Here is a 16,497-nt window from a genome sequence, read left to right on the forward strand (position 1 = left end):
GTCTCAGGCCGCCTTTTCCACCGCCGCGACGATCCCCTCGACCACCTCGCGCAGGACGGTCTCGTTCTCGGCCTCGGCCATGACGCGGATCAGCGGTTCGGTTCCCGACTTGCGGATCAGCACGCGACCCTTGCCCGCCAGCCGCGCCTCGGCATCGGCGATGACGGCGCGCACTTCGGCCACGGACAGCGGGTCTGCCCCGGCGGCGTAGCGGACGTTCTTCAGCATCTGCGGCACCGGGTCGAACTGCGCGGCCAGCGTGCTTGCGCTCTGGCCGGTCTCGGCCATGGCGGCCAGGAACTGCATCGCCGCGATCAGTCCGTCGCCGGTCGTGGCATAGTCGGTCATCACGATGTGGCCCGACTGCTCGCCCCCCAGGTTGAAGCCGCCGTCGCGCATCCGTTCGACCACGTAGCGGTCGCCGACCTTGGTGCGTTCCAGGCGCAGCCCGCGCCCCTGCAGGAAATGTTCCAGCCCCAGGTTCGACATGACCGTGGCGACCAGGGCGCCGCCCGCCAGCCGGCCCTGATCGGCCCAGCGGGCGGCCATCAGCGCCATGATCTGGTCGCCGTCGGCCACCTGGCCCTTCTCGTCGATGATGAGGACGCGGTCGGCGTCGCCGTCCAGGCTGATGCCCAGATTAGCGCCGTGGGTCAGCACCGCCGCCGCGCAGGTGTTGGGATGGGTCGAACCGACGCCCAGGTTGATGTTGCGCCCGTCGGGATCGACCCCGATGGGGATCACCTCGGCGCCCAGTTCCCACAGCACGTCGGGGGCGGCGCGATAAGCGGCGCCGTTGGCGCAGTCCACCACCACCCGCAGGCCGTCCAGCCGGCGGCCGGCCGGGAAGGTGGTCTTGGCGTATTCGACATAGCGTCCGCGGCCGTCCTCGATCTGCTTGGCGCGGCCGATGTTGCCGGGCTGGGCAGGGGCGATCTCGCCGGCGACGATGCGCTCGATCTCGGCCTCGGCCTCGTCGGACAGCTTGAAGCCGTCGGGGCCGAAGAACTTGATGCCGTTGTCCTCGGCCGGGTTGTGGCTGGCCGAGATCATGATGCCCACGTCCGCCCGCATCGACCGGGTCAGAAAGCCCACGGCCGGCGTCGGCACCGGCCCCAGCAGCAGCACGTTCATGCCGGTGCTGGTCAGCCCCGCCGTCAGGGCGTTTTCCAGCATGTAGCCCGACAGCCGCGTGTCCTTGCCGATCACCACGCGATGCACGCTGTCCTTGCTGTCGCGGCGGAAGTACCGCCCTGCCGCCGCCCCCAGGCGCAAGGCCATCTCGGCGGTCATGGGGTGGGTGTTGGCGCGTCCGCGCACGCCGTCTGTCCCGAACAAGCCTCTGCTCATCGTTCTGCCTTTTCGTTGTTGACGGCCTGCCACAGCCGCAGTCCCTGAACCACCCCGGCCACGTCGTGGACCCGGTGAACCTGCACCCCCTGCGCCACCGCCGCCAGCGTCACCGCCAGCGTGCCGGGCATCCGGTCGGCCGGATCCTCGGCCCCGCCCAGGGCGCCGATGAAGCGCTTGCGCGAGACGCCCAGCAGGATCGGGCAGCCCAGCCCATGATACAGCGAAATCCGCCGCAGGATGGCAAGATTGTGCGCCTGGGTCTTGCCGAAGCCGATGCCGGGATCGACGATGATCCGGTCGCGCCTGATGCCCGCGGCCTCGGCCCGCCGGATGCGGGCGTCAAGCGCGTCATGCACGTCCAGCAGCACGTCGTCATAGCGCGGATCGTCCTGCATCGTCGCGGGCAGGCCCTGCGCGTGCATCAGGCAGACCGGAACCCCGGCCCCGGCCAGCAGCGCCGGCATGGCCGGATCGAAGTCGAAGCCCGACACGTCGTTGATGATCGCGGCCCCGGCCCCCAGCGCGGCCCGCGCCACCGCAGCCTTGCGGGTGTCCACCGAAACCGGCGCCAGATCGGCCAGCGCGCGGACCGGCGGCAGGATGCGGTCGATCTCGATGGCGACGGGCACCTCGGCCGCGCCGGGGCGGGTCGATTCGCCGCCGATGTCGAGAATATCCGCCCCTTCCCCGACCAGCCGCCGGCCGTGGCGGGCCGGGTCATAGCTGCCGCCGTCCGAGAAGCTGTCGGGCGTGGCGTTGACGACCCCCATAACACGGGGCCGGTTCAGCGACAGCCCCGCCAGATCGGCCCGCGGCGCGGTCAGGCGGTCCAGCACGTCGTCGGGGATGTCGTCGCTGATCCGGGGCTGCCGGCCGCGTTCCAGGATCTCGACCTGCGAAAAGCGCGTCCAGCCGCCAGCCAGGACGTGCCGGCCATGCGGGATCGGCAAGGGCCGGTAGTAAAGCGTCACGGCTGGCCCCCGATGCGGCCCAGCGGGATCGGGAAACCCAGGGGCGGGGCGGGTGGCGGTGCGGTCCCCGCGAAATCGACGCGCGTGGCGGACAGACGCGGGGCCAGCCAGAAGGCCAGCGAGGCGCCGTCGGGCGGGACATCCGGGGCCTCGACGGCAAGACGGGCCGGGGCCCAGACGACGGCGCGCCCGGCGCGAATCGCGGCCTCAAGCTCGGTCCGCGTCTCGGCGACCTCGATCCCCAGGGTGGCGGCCAGGATCCAGGCGAACTGGTCCAGGCCCAGCAGCGCCAGCCGGCGGCTGTCGCCGCCCCGGGGCAGGGGCCGGACCGGCGCCGCGGGCACGACCACCACCGCCCCGGCGGGCAGGGGGGCCGGCTGGCCCACCACCACGCGCACCGGCAGATGCGCCGGCGTCACCGCCATCCGCCCCGCTTCCCGGCTGAGCGTGATGCCCAGCGCGCCGGGACCGCGGTCCAGCTTCTCGACCGTCACCTCGATCCGGGCGGCGCGGGGGTCTGCCAGAACCTCGGCGGCGATCCGTTCAGCCAGGGTTTCGACCAGGTTGTAGCGCTGATCGGCCAGGGCCGCGTCGATCGCCTGGACCAGCACGTCATAGGACAGGATCCGGTCCACGTGATCCTGGGCCCCGTCCACCGGATCGCGCAGATCCACGCTCAGCGCGAAGCGCAGGCGCTGGGTGCGGCCCCGTTCGGACTGGAAGGCGCCGATCTCGGCGGTCACGACGTGGTCGCGAAGGTGGATGCGGTCGGGCTGGCTCATGCCCGCCATTCACAGGAAATCGGCGCGGCAGGCAAGCCTGCCGTCAGTTCGAGGCGACCCGCTGCCCGCCCGGGCGATAGAAGATGTGCTGGCCGATCCGCACGGTCTGCTGGAAGCGCTGCGACCAGGCGGGGCGGACGGCGGGGGTGTGGAAATAGGTGGCGCCGCCGGTCAGCACGCGGGGCGCCCCGGCCAGGGCGTTGCGGGCGATGTCGCGGGCGCGCAGGTAGGCGGCCTTGTTGCCGATCGGTTTCCTGCCGCCGATGGTATAGCTGAACTGGCTGGGCTGGTTGACCACCCCGCAGACCGAGGACGGGAACTTGCGGCTGTCCACCCGGTTCAGGATCACCTCGGCCACGGCGGCCTGACCGCGCGTGCTTTCGCCGCGGGCCTCGTGATAGATGGCCTCGGCCAGGCAGTTCAGGTCGCGTTCGTCATAGCGGCCCCGGCTGCTGGCCAGAAACACCTTGGCCGAAGGAATGTCCTCGGCCACCCGGCTTTCGGCCTGCACGGGTTCCACATCCGTGTACAGAAGCGGCGTCGGACGGGCCGTTTCGCCCATCGCGGCGCCCGCCCCGGCGCCCGAGAAGAGCCCCCCGTCAGAGGAGAACAGCGATCCGTTTCCCGCCGAGGCGACCGTGGCCGTAAGGGTCAGCGCAGAGGCGCACAGGCAAAGCCGCGCCATCCGCCGTAGCAGCGTTTTCATAAGCATTCCTATAACCTTGCCGGATGGACAGGGTGTTAACGCCGCCTTCCTGGACCCCGGCAAGGGGCCCGGCGGCGACAGAGGAATGATTACGGTTTTACGGATCGGCCGGGCTACACCCCATCTCTGCAAGTCCTGCGGAAGGGGGAAAATCGGCACTTTCCGGCAGCTTCCTGCCGACCCCGGAAAGCCGAACCGGCAGGATTCAGCACGATAGGGTGCGAATAGGTCCGATTCGGACCGAGATTCAGGTGCTTAGGACGCTGCCCTTGTGATTCGCGAGGCGCGGCGCGGCGTTCAGCCGTCGTCGTGGCGCAGCCGCGCGCGCAGGGCCGACTGCGCCGCCGCCAGCCGGGCCACCGGCACCCGGAAGGGGGAACAGGACACGTAGTCGAAGCCCGCGTCGTGGCAGAAGGCGATCGATTCGGGATTGCCGCCATGTTCGCCGCAGACCGAGATGGTGATCCCCGGCTGCTGGCGCCGCGCCCGCTGCGCGCCGGTCAGCAGCAGTTCCCCGACGCCGTCCTGGTCCAGGCAGTGGAAGGGATCTTCGGAATAGACCCCCTGACCCACATAGGTGGCCATGAAGCGCCCGGCGTCGTCGCGCGACAGCCCATAGGTCATCTGCGTCAGGTCGTTGGTGCCGAAGGACAGGAAGGCCGAATGCGCGGCGATGTCGCCTGCCCGCAGACAGGCGCGCGGGGTCTCGACCATCACCCCCAGACGATAGTCGAAGTCCGTGCGCCGGTCGTTGCGCACCGAGGCCGCGGCGGCGTCGATGCGGTTCTTGACCAGTTCCACCTCGCGCATGGCGCTGACCAGCGGGATCATGATCTCGGGGACCACGGGTTCGCCCTTGCGGCTGGCCTCGACCGTGGCCTCGAAGATGGCGCGGGCCTGCATGTCGTAGATCTCGGGGATGGTGATCCCCAGGCGGACGCCGCGCATCCCCAGCATCGGGTTGAACTCGGACAGGGCCTCGACCCGGCGGGTGACGTCGGACAGGGGCAGATCCAGCGAATCGGCCAGCTCGCGCAGCCCTTCCCGGTCCTGGGGCAGGAATTCGTGCAGGGGCGGGTCGAACAGGCGGATGGTGACGGGCAGGCCGGCCATGATCTCGAACAGGGCGATGAAGTCCTGCCGCTGCATGGGCAGGATCCGGTCCAGGGCCAGGCGGCGGCCTTCGGGCTTGTCGGCGAAGATCATCTCTCGCATGGCGGGCAGACGCTCGGCGTCGAAGAACATGTGTTCGGTCCGGCACAGGCCGATGCCCTGCGCCTTGAAGCGCCGGGCGACGCGCGCATCCTCGGGGGTGTCGGCATTGGCCCGCACACCGATGCCGCCCGCCGCGTCCGCCCAATCCAGAAGCTGCGTGAAATTGTCGTCAAGCGCCGGCTCCAGAAGCGGCACGCAGCCTGCCAGAACCTCGCCGCTGGAGCCGTCGATGGTGATCTCGTCGCCCTCGCGCAGGGTGACGGCGCCGGCGCGCAGCAGCCGTTGCCGGGCGTCGATGCTGATCCCCGAGGCGCCGACGATGCAGGGCAGGCCCATGCCGCGCGCGATCACCGCCGCGTGGCTGGTGGTGCCGCCCCGTTCCGTCAGCACCCCCACCGAGGCGTGCATCCCGCGCACATCCTCGGGGACCGTCTCGCGGCGGACCAGGATGCAGGCCTCGCCCCGGGCGGCGGCAGCCTGGGCTGCGGCCGAGGTAAAGACGATCCGGCCAGTGGCCGCGCCGGGGCTGGCGTTGATGCCGCGGGCGATCACCTCGCGCGGGGCCTGCGGATCGACCTGCTGGTGCAGCAGGTCCGCAAGCGCCCGGGGCTCGACGCGCATCACCGCCTCGGATCTCGGGGATGATGCCGTCGCGGGCCAGGGCCACCGCGATGCGGACCCCCGCGCGCGACGTCCGCTGCACCCGCGTCGCGTCGATGATCGAGATCTGGCCGTCCATCACCACGAACTCGATCTGCATCTCCTCGCGCAGACGCTCTCGGGCGGCGACGCCGAAGCGGATCAGGTCCGCATAGACCTCGGGCGCCGCCTCCTCGAGCGAGGGGCCGCGGTCGTCGCGGTTCAGGAACTGCGTCTGCGCGCCGGCGCCGTCGGCGCCGCCGTGATGCTGGCGCCGGAAGCGGCCGATGACGCGCGGCGCACCGGTCACGGCATCGACGAACTGGATGCTGCCCGTTCCGCACAGACCCGGCCCCTGACCAAGCGCCATCTGCTGCACGACCAGCCCCAGGGGCGCATTTGCGGGCGCGCCCTTGGCCTGGCGCAGCAGCCGCGCCGTCGGCCCTTCCCAGGCGCGCGCCATCGAGCGCAGCACCTCGGACAGCTGGATGGCCGGATCCTGCGGGAAGTCCTCGTCGGTTTCGTCCCGATAGGTGCGCAGCGCCTCGGCCAGGGCGCTGTCGCCGTCCTGCGCGAACATGTCCGGATCAAGGCGGGCGATGTGGATCGCATAGCTCTGGACGAAGCGAAGATACAGGGTGGCGGCATTGGTCCTGCCGATGCGGTGGGCCAGGCGGTCGTGGGTCTGGTCGTTGATGCCGACGTTCAGCACCGTCCCCGGCCCGCCCCATTCCGGCATCAGCGCCGAGGGGCGCACGCTCACCAGCCCGTCGCCCTCGCTGAACAGGTCGGCCAGCGCCCCCAGATCCACCCGCCGCCCGGCGGCGATGGACTGCACGGCATCCGAGGAAATGGCGAAGCTGCGCGGCACCGGCAGGCGCATCCGGATCAGCCGCTGCAAGCACTTGGCGCGCCAGCCGTGATGCGCGCGTTCGACCCCGGCCGAGGGGGTGATCTCCGTGACGTCGGGCAGGCTGCGCGGTTCCATCTCGCGCAGACCATAGGCCCGGCGATGCCGATGCTGCAAGTGCGAAAAGAGGGGGCGGCCCCCTCGATCCCGGCTTATTCGACGATGGTGACCCGCGCCATGTAGTCGGGTTCCTCGACCGCGCCATTGGCGTTCGCGTCGCCCTTCTTGATCTGGTTCAGGACGTCCCAGCCGTCGATCAACTGGCCCACCACGGTGTATTCCCCGTCCAGGAAGGTCGCCGGGGCCAGGTCGATGAAGAACTGGCTGTTGGCGCTGTTGGGATCCTGGGCGCGGGCCATGCCGACGGTGCCGGCCTGGAACGAGACGTCGTTGAACTCGGCTTCCAGGTCGGGCAGGTCGGATCCGCCCATGCCGGCCATGCCGGTGCTGTCGCCGTCGTGCTTGCCGTGTTCCACGTCGCCGGTCTGGGCCATGAAGCCGTCGATCACGCGGTGGAAGACGACGCCGTCATAGGCCCCCGACCTCGCCAGCTCGACCAGGCGCGCGACGTGGTTGGGCGCCTTGTCGGCCAGCAGGTCCAGCGTGATGGTGCCCTTGGGCGTGCCGTCGGCGGCCGCGACCTCGATCACCATGTTCGGACCCGGCCCGTCCTCGTGGGCGGGGGCCTGGGCGGGCGCCTGCGCATGGGCGGCAGCGGCCGCCAGGACGAAGGCGGGGATCAGGAACTTATGCATCGGCGGCCACCTTGACGGAAATCATGCGGTCGGGATTGGCGGGCGGCTCGCCCCGCGCGATCTTGTCCACATGCTCCATCCCCGAGATCACGCGGCCATAGACGGTGTACTGGCCGTTCAGGAAATGGTTGTCCTTGAAGTTGATGAAGAACTGGCTGTTGGCGCTGTCGGGGTTCTGCGACCGCGCCGCGCCCAGGGTGCCGCGATCATGGGGCAGCCTGGAAAATTCGGCCGGAAGGTCGGGCAGATCCGATCCGCCGGTGCCCGCGCGGCCGGGGTTGTAGTTGTTTTCCATGTTCGCGTGCTCCACGTCGCCGGTCTGGGCCATGAAGCCGTCGATCACGCGGTGGAAGGCCACGTTGTCGTATTTTCCGGCGCGGGCCAGTTCCTTCATCCGCTCGACATGCTTGGGGGCGACATCGGACAAAAGCTCGATGACGACCGGGCCATCCTTCAACTCGATGATGATGGTGTTCTCGGGATCGGTGATCTCGGCCATGCGGGCCCTCCTTTGCCAGGTTCGCCCTTGGTCTAGGGCTTTGCCGGTCCAAGGGCAACGCGCAAAGACCCTCACGCAACCATCACCCTTGCGCGAGAGTTGACGCGGATGCCCCCATGCGGGACAAGCCAGCAAGCCCAGCTGCCCGGAAGGACAAGGAAATGGCCGACTTCAAGACGATCGACGATCTGGACATGGACGGCAAGGTCGTGCTGACCCGCGTGGACGTGAACGTGCCGGTGGAAGACGGCCGCGTGACCGACGCCACGAGGATCGAGAAGATCGTGCCCACCGTCAAGGACATCCAGGCCAGGGGCGGCATCCCGGTCCTTCTGGCGCATTTCGACCGGCCCAAGGGCAAGCGCGTCGATGCCATGAGCCTGAAGCAGATCGTCCCTGCGCTGGAGGCTGCCTTGGGCCAGCCGGTTGTCTTCGCCGACGACTGCATCGGCGGCCCGGCCAAGCGGGTGGTGGCCGCCCTGAAGCCCGGCGACGTGGCGCTGCTGGAAAACACCCGCTTCCACGAGGGCGAGGAGGCCAACGACCCGACCTTCGCCGCCTCGATCGCGGCGCTGGGCAAGGTCTATGTCAACGACGCCTTTTCGGCGGCGCATCGGGCGCATGGCTCGACCGAGGGTCTGGCGCGGTTGCTGCCGTCGGGGGCGGGGCGCCTGATGGAGGCCGAGCTGAAGGCGCTCGACGCGGCGCTGGGCAATCCGCAGCGGCCGGTGATGGCGGTGGTGGGCGGGGCCAAGGTCTCGACCAAGCTGGACCTGCTGATGAACCTGGTGGACAAGGTCGATCACCTGGTGATCGGCGGCGGCATGGCCAACACCTTCCTGGTGGCCCAGGGGGTCGAGGTCGGCAAGTCGCTGGCCGAACGCGACATGGCCGACACCGCGCGCCAGATCCTCGAAAAGGCCGACCAGGGCGGCTGCGTGATCCATCTGCCCTTGGATGTCGTGGTGGCGCGGGAATTCCGGGCAGGCGCGGAGTCGCAGGTGCTGCCGGTCGACCAGTGCCCGGTCGACGCCATGATCCTGGACGCGGGCCCGGCCACGGTGGATGCCCTGCGCGAGGCGATGGGCCGCTGCCGGACGCTGATCTGGAACGGCCCCCTGGGCGCCTTCGAGATCGAGCCCTTCGACCGCGCGACCAATGCCCTGGCGCAGGCGGCGGCGGGGCAGACGCGCAACGGCAGCCTCATCTCGGTCGCGGGCGGCGGCGACACCGTCGCTGCGCTGAACAAGGCCGGCGTCGCGCAGGACTTCACCTTCATCTCGACGGCGGGCGGGGCCTTCCTGGAATGGATGGAGGGCAAGGAACTGCCCGGCGTGGCGGCGTTGAAGGCCTCGAGGGACTGACCGCGGCCCGTGGACACCGGCCGCGGGCGTTCAGCCCCGCAGGCCGGTCCTCTTCAGCAGGCCCTTGCGCTTGGCTTCGTGGTAATAGCCGCGCGAATACCACATCACCGTCCTGTCGGGATTGCCTTCCGCCACCATCCAGGCCCCCCGCAGATACCTGACGCCATAGCGCAGGTTGGTGTCGGCATCCAGCAGCGCCTCGGCCGGGCCGCGATGGCCCATGCTCCGCGCGGTCTGCGGGTTCAGCTGCATCAGCCCGTAATGCGATCCGTTCCGCGCCTGGGGCCGGTGCTGCGATTCGCGCAGGATGATCCGCTGCACGATCGCCGGCGGCACCTCGTAATGGCGCGACCAATAATTGATGCGCGCGCGCAGCTGCGGCGTCTCATTGGGGTAAAGCCCGTTGCGACCCAGCCCGGCCGGCATCTCGGGCCCGCCCCCGCCGCCGCAGGCGGCAAGCGCCAGGACCGCCAGGACCAGCCCGCGCCGCCCCATCTTCTGTGCGGAAATATCCCGGGGGGTGAGACGCGCCAGCGTCGAGGGGGCAGCGCCCCCCTGGCCGGTTCAGACATGGATCGCACCGTCGCCGCAGGCCAGCGCGGCTTCCCGCACCGCTTCCGAGGTGGTGGGATGGGCGTGGCAGGTCAGCGCCAGATCCTGCGCGGCGGCGCCGAACTCCATCGCCACGCAGACCTCGTGGATCATCTCGCCGGCATTGGGGCCGATGATGTGGCAGCCCAGGATCCGGTCGGTCTCGGCATCCGCGATCAGCTTGACGAAGCCGTCCGCCTGCATCACCGCCTTGGCGCGGGCATTGCCCATGAAGGGGAACTTGCCGACCCTGATCTTGCGGCCGCCTTCCTTGGCGGCCTCCTCGGTCAGGCCGACGCTGGCGACCTCGGGCATGGTGTAGATGACGCCGGGGATCACGTCATAGTTGACGTGGCCGTGCCGGCCGGCGATCACCTCGGCGACCGCCATGCCCTCGTCCTCGGCCTTGTGCGCCAGCATCGGGCCGGGCACCGCGTCGCCGATGGCGTAGATGCCGGGCACCGAGGTGGCCCAGTGGCCGTCCACCCTGACATAGCCGCGGTCGGTCATCTGCACGCCGAGGGCGTCAAGGCCCAGGCCATCGACATGGGGGCGGCGGCCGGTGGCGACCAGCACCACCTCGGCCTCGATCGCCTGCTCGCTGTCGTCCTTGCGCAGCGTATAGCTGACCCTGGCCTGGCCCTCGGCCGCCTCGACGCCCGACACCGCGGCGCCCAGCACGAACTTCAGCCCCTGCTTGGTCAGGATCTTCTGGAACTGCTTCTGCACCTCGGCGTCCATGCCCGGGGTGATGGCGTCCAGGTATTCGATGACCGTCACCTCCGTGCCAAGCCGCGCATAGACCGAGCCCAGCTCCAGCCCGATCACCCCCGCGCCGATCACCACCATCGAGGCCGGGATCTTCGGCAGCGCCAGCGCACCGGTCGAATCCACCACCACGCCGGCCTCGTTGTCCACCGTCACGCCCTTCAGCGCCGAGGCGACCGACCCGGTGGCGATCACGATGTTCTTCGTCTCGTGCGTGGTGTCGCCGACCCGGACCTTGCCCGGCGCCTCGATCACCGCCCAGCCCTTCAGCCAGTCGATCTTGTTCTTCTTGAACAGGAACTCGATGCCCTTGGTGTTTCCGGCGACGGTTTCCGCCTTGTAGCCCTGCATCTTCTGCCAATCCACATCGACATGGCCCACGTTCAGCCCCATCCGGGCGAAATTCTCGTGCGCCTCGTGGGCCATGTGGCTGGCGTGCAGCAGCGCCTTGGACGGGATGCAGCCGACATTCAGGCAGGTGCCGCCCAGGGCTTCGCGTCCCTCGACGCAGGCGACCTTCAGGCCCAGTTGCGCCGCCCGGATCGCGCAGACATAGCCGCCCGGTCCCGCCCCGATCACGATCAGGTCATAGGTGGACATCAGTTTCTCCTTCATCGTCCCTCGAGGCCGGGTCCAGGGCGGTGCCTAGAACAGCGCGGCCAGTATCATCACCATCGTCGCGGCAAATCCCACCATCCAGATCACCGAACGCCAGGGCACCCAGCCGAACACATAGGCCGGCACATAGAGGATCCGCGCGACAAGATAAATCCAGGCGCAGGCCGCCGTCACGCCGCTGGCCTGCCCGCCAAGCGTCACCACCAGGACGGCGATGGTGAACAGGATCAGCCCCTCGAAATGGTTGTTCAGCGCCCGCTGCAGGCGCCCGGCGGTGCCGGTCAGCGCCGGGGCGTGGTCGCGCGGACCCACGGCCACCTTGGGCCCGACCTGGCGATTGGCGGCAACGGAAAAGGCCACGAACTGGACCGCCTGCAGAAGGGCCGCCAGCGCCAGGACCGTCAGTTCGGTGGTCATCGTCATGCCGTCTCCAGGAAATGGAAATCGCAGTCGCTCACGCCCGCCTGCGCGTTGAAGACGGCCGCGCCCCCGGACAGATACGCCCGCGCCGCCTTGGCGTCGTTGACCTGAAACAGCGCCCAGGCGTGGCGGTCGTCCTCGCGCCACAGTTGCAGCAGCGACAGCCCGTTCCGGCCGCGATCCTCGGCGTCGGCGTTAAAGGCGCGGCGAAACAGGGCCGGATCGGAAAGGGTATAGCGGGCGATCAGTTGCATAGCCTGTCCTTGATGCAGAAAAGGCACCGCCGCGGGGGCAGCGGTGCGGCAATCTTACAGATCCATCAGCAGGCGGCGGGGATCCTCCAGCGCTTCCTTGACGCGGACCAGGAAGGTCACGGCGCCCTTGCCGTCAACGATGCGGTGGTCATAGGACAGCGCCAGATACATCATCGGCCGGATGACGATCTGCCCGCCGACCACCACCGGGCGGTCCTGGATCTTGTGCATCCCCAGGATCCCCGACTGCGGCGGGTTCAGGATGGGCGAGGACATCAGCGAGCCATAGACCCCGCCGTTCGAGATGGTGAAGGTGCCGCCCTGCATCTCCTGCATGGTCAGCTTGCCGTCGCGGCCCTTGGCGCCCAGGTCGGCGATCTCCTTTTCGATCGCCGCAAAGCCCTTCTGGTCGGCGTCGCGCACCACCGGCACCACCAGCCCCGAGGGCGTGCCCACCGCGACGCCCATGTTGACGTAGTTCTTGTAGACCACGTCGGTGCCGTCGATCTCGGCATTGACCTCGGGGACTTCCTTCAGGGCGTGGCAGCAGGCCTTCACGAAGAAGGACATGAAGCCCAGCTTGACCTTGTGCTTCTTCTCGAAGGCGTCCTTGTATTCGTTGCGCAGACCCATGATGCCGGACATGTCGGCCTCGTTGTAGGTGGTCAGCATCGCGGCGGTGTTCTGCGCGTCCTTCAGGCGGCGCGCGATGGTCTGGCGCAGCCGGGTCATCTTGACCCGCTCCTCGCGGGCGGCGTCCTGCGCGGGCCGCGGGGCGGCGGGGGCGGCAGGGGCGGGGGCTGCGGGCCTGGCCGCCGGCTGCGCGCGGGCCACGTCCTCCTTCATCACCCGGCCGTCGCGGCCCGAACCCGTCACCTGGTCGCGGCTGAGGCCCTTCTCGGCCATCGCCTTCCTGGCCGAGGGGGCATCCTCGACATCGGTGCGGGGCTGCATCTGTTCGGGTCCGGCGCCGGGGGAGCCGACCTCGCCCGCCGTCACGCCGTCCTCGCCGCCCGAGGCCGGTCCGACCGGGGGCTGCCCGGCAGGCCCGGCATTGCCGTAGGCGCCCTTGTTGTCCGAGGCCCCGCCCGCCGGTCTGGCGGCACCGGCGTTGCCCGACGCCCCTTCGGTGATGATCGCCAGCCGCGCCTTGGCGTCCACGGTCGTGCCTTCCTCGGCCAGGATGTCGGCCAGGATGCCGGCCGCCGGACTGGGCACCTCGACCGACACCTTGTCGGTTTCCAGCTCGCACAGCATCTCGTCCACCGCCACGCTGTCGCCCGGCTTCTTGAACCAGGTGGCCACGGTCGCCTCGGTCACGCTTTCGCCAAGCGCGGGCACCATCACGTCCACGGATTTGCCGCTCATCTGTTGTCCTTCCGGGGTCTTCCGGGCCGTTTCGGCCTTGGGTTGTTCTTCTTTCGGGGTCTCGCCGCCGGCCTCGCCGATCTGGGCCAGCAGCGCGTCGGGGCCGACGGTTTCGCCTTCGGCCGCGACGATTTCGGCCAGGGTTCCTGCGGCCGGGCTGGGCACCTCGACCGTCACCTTGTCGGTTTCCAGCTCGCACAGCATCTCGTCCACCGCGACCGCGTCACCCGGCTTCTTGAACCAGGTGGCGACGGTCGCCTCGGTGACGGATTCGCCCAGGGCGGGCACGCGGACTTCGATGGTCATCGGCTCATCCTTCCAGCGACAGCGCCTCGGCGACGAGGGCCTCCTGCTCGGCCTTGTGGCGCGAGGCCAAGCCCGTGGCCACCGATGCCGCCGCGTTGCGGCCGACATAGCGGGCGCGGTTGTGGCGCGCGCCCAACCGGTCCAGCGACCATTCCAGATAGGGCTCGACGAAGGTCCAGCCGCCCTGGTTCTTGGGTTCTTCCTGGCACCAGACGATCTCGGCGTCCTTGAAGCGGCTCAGTTCCCTGACCATCGACTGCGCGGGGAAGGGATAGAACTGTTCAAGCCGCAGCAGATAGATGTCGTCGATCCCGGCCTCGTCCCGCGCCTTCAGCAGGTCGTAATAGACCTTGCCCGAACAGATCACCACGCGGCGGATGCGGTGATCGGGGACCAGGGTGATGTCGGAACTGCCCTGCTGGGCGTCGTCCCACAGCACGCGGTGGAAGGTCGATCCGGTCTGGAAATCCGCCGCCTTGCTGGTGGCCTTGGGATGGCGCAGCAGCGATTTCGGCGTCATCAGCACCAGCGGCTTGCGGAACCGGCGGTGCATCTGGCGGCGCAGGATGTGGAAATAGTTGGCCGGCGTGGTGCAGTTGGCGACGATCCAGTTGTCCTCGGCCGACATCTGCAGGAAACGTTCCAGGCGGGCCGAACTGTGTTCGGGGCCCTGACCCTCGAAGCCGTGCGGCAGCAGCATCACCAGGCCGGACATGCGCAGCCACTTCTTCTCGCCCGAGGAGATGAACTGGTCGAACATGATCTGCGCGCCGTTGGCGAAGTCGCCGAACTGCGCCTCCCACATCACCAGGGCGTTGGGTTCGGCCAGCGAATAGCCGTATTCGAAGCCCAGCACCGCGTATTCCGACAGCATCGAGTCGATGACCTCGTAGGGCGCCTGGCCGTCCGCGATGTGGTTCAGCGGATAATAGCGTTCTTCGGTCTTCTGGTCGATGATGGCCGAATGACGCTGGCTGAAGGTGCCGCGCGTGCTGTCCTGGCCGGCCAGGCGCACCTTCTTGCCTTCCAGCAGCAGCGACCCGAAGGCCAGCGCCTCGCCGGTGGCCCAGTCGAAGCCTTCGCCGGTCTCGAACATCTGGCGCTTGGCGTCCAGCAGGCGCCCCACGGTCTTGTGCAGGGTCAGGCCTTCGGGAACGGTGGTCAGCGCGCGGCCGATCTGCGCCATGGCCGAGGGGTCGATGCCGGTCTCGCCCGAGACGTATTCCGCGCCCTCGCGGTCGAGGCCCGACCACTTGCCGTCCAGCCAGTCGGCCTTGTTCGGCTTGAAGGCCTTGCCCACCTCGAACTCCTCGTTGAGGTGGTTCTGGAAGGCGGCCTTCATGTCCTCGATCTCGCCCTCGGGGATCAGGCCGTCGGCCACCAGGCGTTCGGTGTACAGCTGCAGGGTGGTCTTGTGGCCCTTGATCTTGTTGTACATCGCCGGGTTGGTGAACATCGGCTCGTCGCCTTCGTTGTGACCGAAGCGGCGATAGCAGAAGATGTCGATGACCACGTCCTTGTGGAACTTCTGGCGGAACTCGGTGGCGACCTTGGCGGCGTGGACGACCGCCTCGGGGTCGTCGCCGTTAACGTGGAAGATCGGCGCCTCGACCATCAGGGCGATGTCGGTCGGATAGGGCGAGGTGCGGCTGAAATGCGGGGCGGTCGTGAAGCCGATCTGGTTGTTCACGACGATATGGATGCAGCCGCCGGTCCGGTGGCCCTTGATGCCCGACAGCTGCAGGCATTCGGCCACGACGCCCTGGCCCGCGAAGGCCGCGTCGCCGTGCAGCAGGATCGGCAGGACCGCGGTGCGGTCATGGGTGTCGGCCAGCTGGTCGCCCTTGGCCCGCGCCTTGCCCAGAACGACCGGGTTCACCGCCTCGAGATGCGAGGGGTTCGCCGTCAGCGACAGATGGACCGAATTGCCGTCAAATTCGCGGTCGCTGGACGCGCCGAGGTGGTATTTCACGTCGCCCGAACCGTCAACGTCGTCGGGCTTGAAGCTGCCGCCCTGGAATTCGTGGAAGATCGCCCGGAAGGGCTTCGACATGACATTGGCCAGCACCGACAGGCGGCCGCGATGCGGCATCCCGATGACGATCTCCTTCACGCCCAGGGCGCCGCCGCGCTTGATGATCTGCTCCATCGCCGGGATCAGCGCCTCGCCCCCGTCCAGGCCGAAGCGCTTGGTGCCCATGTACTTGACGTGCAGGAACTTCTCGAAGCCCTCTGCCTCGACCAGCTTGTTCAGGATCGCGCGGCGGCCTTCCTGGGTGAACTGGATTTCCTTGCCATAGCCCTCGATCCGCTCCTTCAGCCAGCCGGCCTCCTCGGGGTTCGAGATGTGCATGAACTGGATCGCGAAGGTACCGCAATAGGTGCGCTTCATCAGGTCGGTGATCTGGCGGATCGAGGCGATCTCCAGACCCAGCACGTTGTCGATGAAGATCGGCCGGTCCATGTCGCCAGGCCCGAAGCCGTAGGTCTCGGGGTTCAGCTCGCCGTGGTCGGGCACGTCGCGCAGTCCCAAGGGGTCCAGGTCGGCGTGCAGGTGGCCGCGGATCCGATAGGCGCGGATCAGCATCAGCGCGCGGATCGAATCCAGCACCGCCTGCCGCATCTGGTCCTCGGTCAGGGTCAGGCCCTTCTCCTCGGCCTTGGCGGCGATCTTCTTCATCGCGGCATTGGCCTCGGCCCTGCTGGCCATCGGCCATTCGCCGGTCAGTGCCGCGGTGGTTTCGTCGGTGGGCATCGGCGGCCAGTCGGGGCGCTTCCAGCTGGGTCCCCCCGCCTCGCGCGCGGCATCCTCTCCGCTGTCGCCCAGGCCGCGGAAGAAGGCGTCCCAGGCCGCATCCACGGTCTGCGGGCTTTGCGCCCACTGGCCGTAAAGCTGTTCGATATAGGCGGCGTTGTGTCCTTGCAGGAAGGACGAATCGTGGAAGTCGGCGTTCTTGGGTTGGTCGGTCATCGGGTCT

The 16,497-nt window shown here is 68.9% G+C and carries 13 protein-coding genes and 1 pseudogene; 1 reads left to right on the forward strand and 13 read right to left on the reverse strand.

From position 1 onward, the window contains the following. Positions 1 to 3: 3 nt before the first annotated feature. The 7 genes and pseudogenes from glmM to ACZ1HC_RS08795 all read right to left on the reverse strand — a co-directional run bounded on the left by glmM (position 4) and on the right by ACZ1HC_RS08795 (position 7,830). The gene (glmM, locus tag ACZ1HC_RS08765) at positions 4 to 1,350 is read right to left on the reverse strand and encodes a phosphoglucosamine mutase (RefSeq protein WP_472699640.1); all 1,347 of its coding nucleotides are present in this window, start codon (positions 1,348 to 1,350) and stop codon (positions 4 to 6) included. After that, on the reverse strand, positions 1,347 to 2,324 hold the full coding sequence (gene folP, locus ACZ1HC_RS08770) for a dihydropteroate synthase (RefSeq protein ID WP_472699641.1): 978 nt from the start codon (positions 2,322 to 2,324) through the stop codon (positions 1,347 to 1,349). The genes glmM and folP overlap by 4 nt, the downstream gene beginning before the upstream one ends. Next, a complete protein-coding gene (locus tag ACZ1HC_RS08775; protein WP_472699642.1) occupies positions 2,321 to 3,106 on the reverse strand; it encodes a dihydroneopterin aldolase in 786 nt (261 codons plus the stop codon). Before ACZ1HC_RS08775 ends, folP begins: the two co-directional genes overlap by 4 nt. Positions 3,107 to 3,149: 43 nt before the next feature. After that, the gene (locus tag ACZ1HC_RS08780) at positions 3,150 to 3,812 is read right to left on the reverse strand and encodes a cell wall hydrolase (protein ID WP_472699643.1); all 663 of its coding nucleotides are present in this window, start codon (positions 3,810 to 3,812) and stop codon (positions 3,150 to 3,152) included. A gap of 297 nt (positions 3,813 to 4,109) precedes the next feature. Continuing rightward, positions 4,110 to 6,654: pseudogene (locus ACZ1HC_RS08785) on the reverse strand (putative PEP-binding protein). 74 nt (positions 6,655 to 6,728) lie between these two features. Continuing rightward, on the reverse strand, positions 6,729 to 7,331 hold the full coding sequence (locus ACZ1HC_RS08790) for a peptidylprolyl isomerase (RefSeq protein ID WP_472699644.1): 603 nt from the start codon (positions 7,329 to 7,331) through the stop codon (positions 6,729 to 6,731). Beyond that, on the reverse strand, positions 7,324 to 7,830 hold the full coding sequence (locus tag ACZ1HC_RS08795) for a peptidylprolyl isomerase (protein WP_472699645.1): 507 nt from the start codon (positions 7,828 to 7,830) through the stop codon (positions 7,324 to 7,326). The genes ACZ1HC_RS08790 and ACZ1HC_RS08795 overlap by 8 nt, the downstream gene beginning before the upstream one ends. 161 nt (positions 7,831 to 7,991) lie before the next feature. Here ACZ1HC_RS08795 and ACZ1HC_RS08800 point away from each other — a divergent pair, with 161 nt between their 5' ends. Beyond that, positions 7,992 to 9,194 carry a phosphoglycerate kinase gene (locus ACZ1HC_RS08800; protein WP_472699646.1) on the forward strand — a complete coding sequence of 401 codons (1,203 nt, stop codon included), beginning with the start codon at positions 7,992 to 7,994 and terminating at the stop codon, positions 9,192 to 9,194. Positions 9,195 to 9,224: 30 nt separating this feature from the next. Here ACZ1HC_RS08800 and ACZ1HC_RS08805 read toward each other — a convergent pair whose 3' ends face one another. From ACZ1HC_RS08805 to ACZ1HC_RS08830, 6 genes are all read right to left on the reverse strand, one after another. Beyond that, the gene (locus ACZ1HC_RS08805; protein ID WP_472699647.1) at positions 9,225 to 9,689 is read right to left on the reverse strand and encodes a transglycosylase SLT domain-containing protein; all 465 of its coding nucleotides are present in this window, start codon (positions 9,687 to 9,689) and stop codon (positions 9,225 to 9,227) included. Positions 9,690 to 9,758: 69 nt separating this feature from the next. After that, positions 9,759 to 11,153 carry a dihydrolipoyl dehydrogenase gene (lpdA, locus tag ACZ1HC_RS08810; protein WP_472699648.1) on the reverse strand — a complete coding sequence of 465 codons (1,395 nt, stop codon included), beginning with the start codon at positions 11,151 to 11,153 and terminating at the stop codon, positions 9,759 to 9,761. A gap of 45 nt (positions 11,154 to 11,198) precedes the next feature. Continuing rightward, positions 11,199 to 11,588 carry an MAPEG family protein gene (locus ACZ1HC_RS08815; protein ID WP_472700816.1) on the reverse strand — a complete coding sequence of 130 codons (390 nt, stop codon included), beginning with the start codon at positions 11,586 to 11,588 and terminating at the stop codon, positions 11,199 to 11,201. Positions 11,589 to 11,590: 2 nt separating this feature from the next. Further along, the gene (locus ACZ1HC_RS08820; protein ID WP_472699649.1) at positions 11,591 to 11,845 is read right to left on the reverse strand and encodes a hypothetical protein; all 255 of its coding nucleotides are present in this window, start codon (positions 11,843 to 11,845) and stop codon (positions 11,591 to 11,593) included. Positions 11,846 to 11,899: 54 nt separating this feature from the next. Continuing rightward, on the reverse strand, positions 11,900 to 13,519 hold the full coding sequence (gene odhB / locus ACZ1HC_RS08825) for a 2-oxoglutarate dehydrogenase complex dihydrolipoyllysine-residue succinyltransferase (protein ID WP_472699650.1): 1,620 nt from the start codon (positions 13,517 to 13,519) through the stop codon (positions 11,900 to 11,902). A 4-nt stretch (positions 13,520 to 13,523) separates the two neighbouring features. Beyond that, entirely contained in the window at positions 13,524 to 16,490 is a 2,967-nt protein-coding gene (locus ACZ1HC_RS08830; protein WP_472699651.1) for a 2-oxoglutarate dehydrogenase E1 component, read from the reverse strand. Between the last annotated feature and the right edge of the window lie 7 nt (positions 16,491 to 16,497).

This window comes from Paracoccus sp. BR5-17, assembly GCF_055693925.1.